Raw genomic sequence first — 9,793 nt, forward strand, 5'->3', positions numbered from 1 at the left:
ACTCGTTTTCCTTACCGATGATTGATGATGCCCCGTCTTCAAGGCGTTCACTCCCCCAAGCCTTCATAGGCAAATAGTCGCACAAGGTAAGTGAACGGGCAATTCAGGCCCGTGCGCCGCACGTTGCAGGTCCAATACGCCAAGTGATGTCCAGGCCTTGAGTCCTCCTTGTCGTTGCCGAGAAGGCCCGACAACGGCCCAAGGGGCGGCCGCTCAGGGGCAGAATGCCGTTTAGTAGTTATACCACTCAGCGGCCATATCTCCCGCGAACTGCGCGCTATGAGGTGCCCCAAATCTGGACCGGCCCTCCCTCCCAGGGACTCAGAAGTCTTGTTTGTCCAGCCTGTGGGCGCCACGGTGGTGGGTAGTGATCCCAATGAGGTTCATGCTCACTGAACTTTCATGGAGACGGCGTCACGCCGTCTGCCGCCCAGCCGTTGGCTGTAGCTGCTTTGCCTACCTCAACTAAATTGGCCCAGGCATTTTTACTGATTGGAAACATCGTGATATCCCGAACTCCTATATGCTAAGTGGTGAGCATGGGAGGGAATGGTCTATGGCGATCTATGAGAAGGAATTCTATCGGCGGCGGTTATCGTGGGGCAACCACGTATCCTGGTCGCTGCGTTACGATTGTGAGGCTGGGACTTTAAGAGTGCGCACAGCCCGCACCTCCAAGAGCGCGTACATTTACGACAGGGACATGGAACCAAGCGATTTCGTCAAGAGTGGCAATTGGTATCAACACCGGGTGTTCAAGCGCGAAATGGAATCATTCTTTGCCGGCATCGGCATGAAGGAGATTAGCGCCTAAGAAACGTGGCCCATGAAAGCGGAAATTGGGTTGAATATCTCTTTTCTGATCGAAGAAGGGTTTATGCCTGTGGGTTCGTGGAGGACTGCAGATTGTAGGCCCCATAGAGATGCCGCGTGGGTCAGACACCAGCCAGGGCTTTACGCATTCGTCGTGGGGTCCGCAGTCATGTACATTGGCTTGAGTGAAACGCTCCACCGTCGCCTCCGCCGCTACGGCAATCGCGCGTTCAGAAACAAAAACGTCCCCCAGAGAGGGCCTCACATCAACATCGCTTTGTCTGTAGCTGGGAACATTGAAGTCCCCATTTTCGCGAAGGTAATTCCGGGAGCCACCGAAGCGCTACTTCTTCCGCTGGAGACCGCCCTTATCAAAGCCTTGCAGCCGGGATGGAACGACACGCACAAAATTTGAAACTGAGTGGCCCCAGAAAGCCCGACAGCGGCCCGACAAGGTGACCGTGGTGGTCATGACGCGTCCCCGGTGCCAGACGATCTCACCGACGCCCTATCGAATTCTTCGGCATATCGCCGCCATCCCCCTTTCAGTCTGATACACCTAGAGACAAGGCCTGTCGTGTGGTTGGCAAATTGCCGGTGTAGGCTCACCAGCTAGGCGTGAAGTGGACCTGTCCGACCATTTGTCGGCCAACGACAACGCCATCAGCCCGGGAAGCCCACCTATGCCGTGTCCGTCCTTTCTGGAGCTGTGCGGGAAGTCACGACGAAAAGAGCATGTTTCAGTGCTGGCTTCGGCACGTAGTGCAGATCTGGACCGGCCTGGTCGTTGCTATGACGGTCGCTACCCAGCTTGTCCTTCGCGCCGCCTCGCACGCGGACGCGTTGTGTGTATTGTACGTTTGGCATGGGTCGCCCAAGTATGTATAATAACCGGGAAGTTGCGCGTTTCCCAAGCCGGTACAGGTTCGGTCTCTTGATTGCTCGGCGTTTCCTAATCGCATCATTCCTGGCGATATTTATTATCGTCCCCATCGCGTTCGAGGCTGCGGCAAATTCTTTCGCGACCTTGATGTGTCCCGCCGGGCTCAATGTCGTTCAATCTACCGAAGGGTACGAAGATATATCAGCTTGCACGAAAAAAGACGGCGTCAAAGAAGGTAGCGCAGTGATTGTCAATTCGTCGGGAATTGCTACGGTGGTTGGGCAATACTCGAATGGGTTAAGAACCGGTAGATGGTACGACTTAGATGAGAACGGGAGGACTAACGCTTATAGAACGTATATCGATGGCAAACTCTCGGGAGAATCAACGGAATATAGCGCATTCTCTGGAGATTTATCTGCACGAGAATATCATACTGGAAGCCAGCTGCATGACTACGCCGTACGAGAATACTACTGCGACGGCCAGAGGGGGTTATCCAGCTTCGATACAAAAGGCGATCTCTTAAATAATCGCATTACCGCATATTTTAATTGTGCAAATTCAAATGCGCTAGCCATAGAAGTTCAAGCTGACGCGAAGCTTGTCGGGATGGCTTTTTGGGAAAATGGCCAAATAAAATCGCTCTCACTCTATGGATATGGTGTGAAGGGAGAATTTAATCGCTATTGGGACTTTTTTGGAAACGATTTTGACTACGGTAGTACCGTAGGAGGCTGTTTATCCAGCGATACCTGCTCTTGGCCAGATAATAAACGCACAGCAATGTACTATTTCGATCCATGTCATAATTGTTTTTCGTCGATAACAATCCGACCATTTGAACATAATATGCTTGCCATACGAGACAGCATTGTTGATATTATACGAAATAAAGGCAACGAGATTGCTTTTGATGGATTTACCAATCGACGTCTGATCGTTGTTTCTCTGCCCCGAAAAGAGAATGACGTCGAGAAATTCTATCGGTTTAGGCTCTCAGTTGGAGAGTGTCAAAACGGCAACTGTTCCGTTAGTGTAACGGCAAATGTCATTAGTTCCAAAAATGGTGATCTGATACACCAGGCGCCGGCCAGCGTTGCGGCCCCGCCTGCTGCGATGCTATCTGACAAAATAATCGGTGACGACGAGCTAACAGCGAGCCTGGTGGATTATTTTGACAATGCTCTAACACAATCTGACCGCGAAATGAGACATATTAAATGCTACCGGGAGCCTTCTAGTTCCGGCTGTTAGCAGATTGCATTTGTGCCAACTTTGCTAATCGAAATGAGGGTATTGAATGGAAATTCTGAAGCTACTTTTGCCTGTATTTTGGGCCGTTGTGTCGACCGGTGTTGGCGTCATTTTATATCGCACCAGTTCCGCATTATTTGAAAGCAAGCAGCTAAAGGATGGAACGACACGGCGACTTCGCTTGGCCGGTTCGGTGACTATTGCCGCGCTCGCGTTCTTGGGCATGTGGTACGCCACGCCAAGAGAGTCACTTCAACCAAACCTTAACGGCTACGCCCAATACAAAGTTGAAGCGATCAACCGCATTGCAGATCTTGCGCAACAGATTAATGACAAAGCAGTTGATCTTTCAGCATGCTTGAATGAGCCGCAGTCGGATTGTCGAACGCAGGCATTAGACCTGCAATCACTCGCGTCTCAATCCGAGATCGCGACTTCTTCAGCTAGGAAGACGGCGATTGTAGGCAAAATCGACTAAGGGGAAGAGGCTTTGCAAAGCCCCAACGATCTCCGCTGAGCCAACGCCTTCCCAGGGCCGGCCTTGCCTCCCGTTTCAACAAATTGAGGCTGAGTAAAAAGGCCCACAGGAGGTCTGCGCCGGTCGACTGCGGGCTGCGACAGCCGCTAACCTCGGTGCCGAAAGATAGACAGTCAGTTGCCGTTCAACAGGACCGCCCCCTTCTATCCAATCGCGTCGGGGTGGATTGTCTGAGGGCATCCGGGGTTGGCCTTGTTGTGGCCAAAATGTGGGACAGACGCGCCGCCGCCCTTGGTTGCCGGATATAAGTCCACGGCGCCATGGCACCAGACGCAGCGCTTCACGGCGTCCTCAGGCAGTCCATAGGCCTCAGAAGTGCCCATGGACACCCAAGCTCCATCCCGTTGTACCTCACATTCAATCATCATAGGCATTCCATTCGTATTGCGATCCCATCAGAGTATCATAACGTCCGACGTTCGCCCGGACCTAACGCCGGACGCGCACGCAATGCCGTGCTTGGAACGGACGTCGTGCCGCCGTATGTAGAGCTCGTGTGCCTAATGAGAATGTAGAGGTTGTGCGCGCTCGGTCGAGACGCCTATTTTCTACCCGTAGCTCAAATAGGCCACGCGTGCCTCAGCGGGATGGTGGAGGAGTGCACCTTCGATTTGAGATACTCTTTATTCAGCTTTTCGAGCATTCGGAAGACGCTTGCGCTGGCCAAGGGTGACGAGATGCTAGGCCCGAGCAGGATGCTGTGAAGGATTTCAGAGAAGGAGAACTGGGAGATTGCTCCGTCGAGAGGCGCAATTTTCAATTTCAGTTTTGGCTCCACGCCGCGCGATCCGACGATGTAGTCGAACTTTTCGGTCAGCAGCTTATTCCTGTCCCGGTCAGGCATATAAATGAGGCGCCACTCATGCTCCTCCAGGAAACCAATGTGCTTGGTCGAAAGCGCAAACCCCAGGATGACGTGGAACAGCCAGTAGGCTGGAACGTAGAGCATGTGCTGTGGGATATTTCCTTTGGCGACAATGGCGCACCAGTCGGCGACCTTGCGTTCAAGCCACTGCAGCCGGTCGGCAGTCGACGCATATCGCACCTGCGTAAGAACGAGGGGCGAGTCATCGATAAGTGTCTTGATGGCGCCGGTGTCGAACACGACGGCTGCTCCGGCGCCATTGTTTGCATACGCTCGCCACATCGAAAGGATGCCGTCGGTATTGTCGGCAGCATGCATCGAAAGGCACAGAACGTACACGTTCAGCGCATGCTTGCTCTCATACTCGCTGTAGAGATTGTTGAAATCAGTGCGCAGTAGGGCCGCCGTGGCGCTATCGAGTCCACACGTCTTCTCAAGGTCGGTTTGGTCGAAGAAGGCCTTACCCCGCGTCAGACCGAACCGCATTTCATCCAGATCGTTCATAAACAGCGGATTGGAGAGCCAAAGCTCCTCATTCTTCAGGATCTTTTCAAGCGTCTCCACTGACGTGTAGTGAGCGAGTAGGGGCCGCTCTCCCTTCATCCACAAGTCGTTTTGCTGGAACTCCTCATAGAGCGGGGAGAACCTGTCAGAGATCTGCTGAGCGGTCGGGCCTTGCTCCACTTGAGACGGCTGAGACGACATTTCAATTTCCTGCGACATCGAGGACCCCAATGGCTTGCCGAGGTATGAGGATAGCAGAAAGCGCGACTTATCCGTATCTGGCAAACTTGTTTGGTGTCGACTTCCGCCGCCACTCTCCCAGCCCTTGCGGTCGAGCGCATAGCAGGCCTCACCACCGAACGCGGCGCCGCTAAGTAGGTCCGTCTGTGCAGGAAATGAGAAAACTCTTCTGCGCTTTGTCGGCAAGGTAACTCAGAAGGGGCACCCGGCTCCCACCCAAATCGGGACCGCCCCCTCCTAGCCTCAGAGACAGCCACCACCAAGCGCAACGGTGTCTGCCGGCTTTCCACACTGGTCAAATGCCGCAAGCCACTGTGCGGCCTTTTCTCGGGTCACCAAGCTGACTCGCCGTAGCCGATTACTTGTACCTGTAATGCATGGTCTAGACCGTTGAGTGGATGCCGCCTGGTCCGGACCGACTCATCCCGCCAACGCCGATGACTGCGGCGCGGGAAAACAGGTCCTTGAAGCGCGCGAAGGCGGTTTGCCAGGGCTTTGCCGGCTGACGTGCCGTTCCAAGCTGTATCGCCCGTTGTCGGCCTGTGAAGGCTGCTCGGTCTGCAAGCTTAGGACACCAACGAAAAGAGCACTGTTCCCCCAACGGCTAAGCGACGACCAAGGTTGGAACGGGGTACCCCTCCCATGCCGCAAATCTGGACCGGCCCCTCCCAACGCGCGTTTAGCGCTTAAATGGGACGCATCGACCACCTCTCTTCGCAGCAGCCAACGTATATGCTTAAGTCCTGATTTTGGGGGGTAGGTGACTTGGCAGGCGTCCTCGACTTTGGCAGAAGGCACAGCGGAGCATTCGGATCGCTGGTAGTTTTCGCGACTCTGTTTTCCTCGTCAGCGCTGGCTCAAACGACCTCATGGCCGGAAGCTCAGATATGCAGCGCTGGGACGTACACATATTTCTTCCTGGAATCTCCACCCCGACTGCTGGGCAACTCAGGAAAGGCATATCGCTTCCAGAGTGCAGCCGGGCACATCTATGATTGCGAACTCAACGGCGATAGAGTCAATTTCACTTGGAACAATGCCGTTTCAGGAGCGATGTCCAGCCACTCCACGAAGTATCAGGTTGCCGGCGAAGAACTGACAATCGTCACTGATTTGGTCAAGAATGTTTTTGTGTTAGCGGGGAATACCTGGACCTTGATCTCCCGGTAGGTCGCCCTTAGGCCCCCGTCAGGCCAGTCCCCCTTAGGCCCCCCTCAGGCCAGTCCCCCACCTATTGAGCACCGCGCGATCTTTCCCTGGAGTTGCCAGTGAACTTGGACGAATTTGAACGTGAATTGGTCGCCTTGATCGGACGCCCCACCGACCTAAGACCGTTTGTCTGTGAAGGTTCGCCGCTGACGTGCGACGTGTTCCTCGTCGGCTTCAACCCTGCCACCGATATGCGCACGGATTTCTGGGAGTTCTGGCGGCCTGGGTATGGTTACGACAAGGTGGCATGGTTCAAGCGATACCTAGAAGAGCGCGCCGCTAAACCGCTAAAGCCGGGCAAGACTCTACGGCAGAAAGTCAGCGCCACTCGTCGGCATATGGAGTGCTTTGTCGAAGGCGCAGCAGGTGTTCGTGTGCTTGAGACGAACATCTACGCCAAGGCCAGCGACGACATGAAAAGTCTAGACCTTGCCAGCCGGGAGATCGCGCCGTTCAGGTTCCTACTGAAAACGATCAAACCCAAGGTGATTGTGGTCCATGGCAAGCCCGCATTGCAGGCCATCGGTAAGTTCGGGACGTCCGCGATAGTGATTGAAGCCGATCACCATTTCTCTCGCCAAACCTCAAAGGACACGGCCCGTGGGTACGGGGCGATGGCAGCTAAAGAAAGCGAAGCCGCCGGCTAGGGCAACCGTGCCGGCGTTTCTCCGCTCATATAAAGCCACTGGGCAGCTTGACGGGCGTCGCTGGTGGAAACACCGGCCAAGTGTCATAGGCCGCTGTCAGGTCATTTATCGTCACGATAAAGCTGTTTGTGGTTGGGCGACCTAGTTTGAGCGCCAGGTCGCCTCTGACGTACACGATGTAACGGTGAGAATTCAGAAAAATTCTTGTGCGATTTAGAAGCAGGGCAGATGGGAATGGGTACCCCTCCCAGACCGCAAATCATGACCGGCCCCTCCCAACGCGCGTTTAGCGCTTGAACGGGACGCATCGACCACCTCTCTTCGCAGTAGCCAAACTATATGCTTAAGTCCTGATTTGGGGGGTGGGTGACTTGGCAGGCATCCTCGACTTTGGAAGGCATTGCGGAACATTCGGACCGCGAATAGTTCTCGCGGCTCTGTTTTCATCGTCAGCGCTCGCTCAAACAACCTCATGGCCGGAAGCTCAGGTATGCAGCGCCGGTACGTACACATATTTCTTCTTGGATTCTCCACCCCAACTGCTGAGCAGCTCAGGAAAGACATATCGTTTCCAGAGTGCGGCCGGGCACATCTATGATTGCGAACTCAGCGGCGACAGAGTCAATTTCACTTGGAACAATGCCGTTTCAGGAGCGATGTCCAGTCGCTCCACGAAGTATCAGGTTGCAGGCGAGGAACTCACAATCGTCACTGATTTGGTCAAGAATGTCTTTGTGTTAGCGGGGGATACCTGGACCTTGATTTCCCGGTAAGTCGCCGTTGGACGGCCCCCCTCAGACCCGTCCCCACCTTATTGAGCCCCGCGCGATCTTTCCCTGGAGTCGGGAAGTTCAGGCCGTCCGCGAAAGTGATTGAAGCCGATCACCATTTTTCTCGCCAAACCTCTAAGGCCACTGCCCGTGGATACGGGGCGACGACTGCTAGAGAAAGCAGGGAGGCCGGCTAAGGAACTGTGCAGTCACTTTCGCGCTACAGCTTGGGTCGAACTTGTGCAGCTGTGGGGCAAGGACTGCTCAAACTTGACCGCATCTTGCTGATCGGCTTCCGATAAGTTCGGACTTCCAAGAGGTGTGAAATGGACGATGATATCTGGAATCGGGCCTTCTATGACGATGGCGAGTGGGTTTCCTGGTCCGACGTAGAAGAACAGCTCCGATACCAGGAGTGGCGAGCAAAATATCCTAATGCGATAAGATCTTTGATTCCTTATTTTCAGGATCTCTTGTCGCTGGCAGAAAGCTACCACCTTGAGACAGGTCGTCATCTCAATGTGTACGGAGACATTGGGGAACTCTTCGGCGCCATCACCTATGGAATAAAGCTGAACAAGAACTATGCGCAAGGCTCTGATGGTAGGCTTGGCAACGATCACGTTGAGATCAAAACCATCACCCCGTTCAAATCCAAGGACGAGGTTTTCGTGAAGTTAGCAGGTAACTTCAGCAAGCTGCTCGTCGTGAAGATCAACGCGGACTTTGAAGTCTCATCCCGGATGGTCGTTCGCTCGAAGTTCCCCAAAACGGCGAAGCCTTTCCTTAGGATAAGGTGGGGGGATCTGCCCGCAGCCGAATGACGTCCGCATGGTAGTCGTTCGAGCTGGTCGCAGTGGGCGACTGCTCACCACCCCGACTACGGACGTAGAACGCCCAACGGCTATACAGTCGAGGCCAATGCGGCGGCCAACAGCGGTCGCAAGCAATTGCTGCGTTAGGGAGTGCGCGAAAGCGCAAAGACCGCTCAGCGGTAAAATCTCCCGCAAACCGCCCGCCGCGAGGAAGTCAGAAAAAATCTGGTGAGATTTGGAAGCAAGTTAGATGGGAATGGATACCCCTCCCGTGCCGCAAATCGGCACCGGCCCCTCCCCAAAAGACGGCGCCTCGATGGGTCCCACGACGGACGACCTGTCGCCATCAACGGGCTTTTAGACGACGACAAATGTCTACAGCCTCCTCGAACCATTCAGCGGCGGCAAATGTCGGATGCCGCGTTAGGACCGCATACCGCCCGGCGGAATGTCTGAAGCATTGAAACTCTTCCGAGGTTCTAACCTTGGGGGCAGGGCTATAACTCAAACCCGACAAAACCGCCACCACCTCATCCTCAAAGGAATGGCCAGTAACGAAGAGGGCGATTCGCGGTTTAAGATACGCCAATTCTTCAGCGAGTGCGGCGCGGCACGGACCAGCCACTTCGCGCCGTTGCCATTTCCCAGGAGTTTCGGCCGAGCTCGGCTCAATCTTGCAGACATTTGTCCATGCCAAAGAGCGCCTTGAGCGGTCAAATCTGTCAACCAGCTTCCAGAAAGCTCGGTGGCCGGGATGCCTCCGCTCTCTCTCTAGCATCCAGCTTAGAGAATTCGCGGTGCTGGTTGCTTGATGATAATTTATGCGCACATGCGGTCCCGCAGGACCGAGGCTTTTGCCAATGAAGAGAATGCTGGAGGGGTCTCCGCAGCGGTAGTCAGGCCCAACTGCGCCTGAAAACACCCCATCTGCCGCCCAGCCCTCTTCTACGGCTGCTGCACCATCTGTCACCAACCTGGCCCACGTTTTCCTGCCAATCGGAAACATTGGATAATTCCTTCCGCCGCTATACGCCCCAACCGCTATCCAATTGCTTCGGGATGGATTGTGTGAGGACATCCTGGGTTAGCTTTGTTGTGGCCAAAATGTGGGACAGACGCGCTCCCGCATACGGCCTCATTCGTTTGGATGGGCACCCCTCCCAGCCCGCAAAATCAGGACCGGCCCCTCGCCGTACGTTTTGCCCTAGCGCTAGGCCGCTGGGAACCGTGGAAAGCGAAAATGTGCAATCTT

At 54.7% G+C, this 9,793-nt stretch carries 7 protein-coding genes; 6 read left to right on the top strand and 1 reads right to left on the bottom strand.

The window, feature by feature from the left end:
• Nucleotides 1-556: 556 nt before the first annotated feature.
• The 3 genes from X728_RS137345 to X728_RS137335 all read left to right on the top strand — a co-directional run bounded on the left by X728_RS137345 (nt 557) and on the right by X728_RS137335 (nt 3,431).
• On the top strand, nt 557-814 hold the full coding sequence (locus tag X728_RS137345) for a hypothetical protein (RefSeq protein WP_155924060.1): 258 nt from the start codon (nt 557-559) through the stop codon (nt 812-814).
• Between the two features lie 933 nt (nt 815-1,747).
• Nucleotides 1,748-2,953, top strand: a complete 1,206-nt coding sequence (locus tag X728_RS1000000170770; RefSeq protein WP_155924061.1) for a hypothetical protein — start codon at nt 1,748-1,750, stop codon at nt 2,951-2,953.
• A 46-nt stretch (nt 2,954-2,999) separates the two neighbouring features.
• The gene (locus X728_RS137335) at nt 3,000-3,431 is read left to right on the top strand and encodes a hypothetical protein (RefSeq protein WP_023833245.1); all 432 of its coding nucleotides are present in this window, start codon (nt 3,000-3,002) and stop codon (nt 3,429-3,431) included.
• A gap of 619 nt (nt 3,432-4,050) precedes the next feature.
• Here the strand turns inward: X728_RS137335 and X728_RS137330 are convergent.
• Entirely contained in the window at nt 4,051-5,079 is a 1,029-nt protein-coding gene (locus tag X728_RS137330; RefSeq protein ID WP_023833246.1) for a DUF2971 domain-containing protein, read from the bottom strand.
• Nucleotides 5,080-5,865: 786 nt separating this feature from the next.
• Here X728_RS137330 and X728_RS1000000170775 point away from each other — a divergent pair.
• The 3 genes from X728_RS1000000170775 to X728_RS137320 all read left to right on the top strand — a co-directional run bounded on the left by X728_RS1000000170775 (nt 5,866) and on the right by X728_RS137320 (nt 8,550).
• Entirely contained in the window at nt 5,866-6,270 is a 405-nt protein-coding gene (locus X728_RS1000000170775) for a hypothetical protein (RefSeq protein WP_155924062.1), read from the top strand.
• Nucleotides 6,271-6,368: 98 nt separating this feature from the next.
• Nucleotides 6,369-6,956, top strand: coding sequence for a hypothetical protein (locus tag X728_RS137325; RefSeq protein WP_023833248.1), 588 nt, complete (start codon nt 6,369-6,371; stop codon nt 6,954-6,956).
• A gap of 1,096 nt (nt 6,957-8,052) precedes the next feature.
• A complete protein-coding gene (locus X728_RS137320) occupies nt 8,053-8,550 on the top strand; it encodes a hypothetical protein (protein ID WP_023833250.1) in 498 nt (165 codons plus the stop codon).
• The last annotated feature ends 1,243 nt before the right edge of the window (nt 8,551-9,793 follow it).

The organism is Mesorhizobium sp. L103C119B0, assembly GCF_000502235.1.
Taxonomy (GTDB): domain Bacteria; phylum Pseudomonadota; class Alphaproteobacteria; order Rhizobiales; family Rhizobiaceae; genus Mesorhizobium.

Bases quoted from the DNA above. Each gene is read 5' to 3' on its own strand.
- X728_RS137330 (WP_023833246.1), bottom strand. From the start codon at position 5,079: ATGTCGCAGGAAATTGAAATGTCGTCTCAGCCGTCTCAAGTGGAGCAA.
- X728_RS137320 (WP_023833250.1), top strand. From the start codon at position 8,053: ATGGACGATGATATCTGGAATCGGGCCTTCTATGACGATGGCGAGTGG.
- X728_RS137335 (WP_023833245.1), top strand. From the start codon at position 3,000: ATGGAAATTCTGAAGCTACTTTTGCCTGTATTTTGGGCCGTTGTGTCG.
- X728_RS137345 (WP_155924060.1), top strand. From the start codon at position 557: ATGGCGATCTATGAGAAGGAATTCTATCGGCGGCGGTTATCGTGGGGC.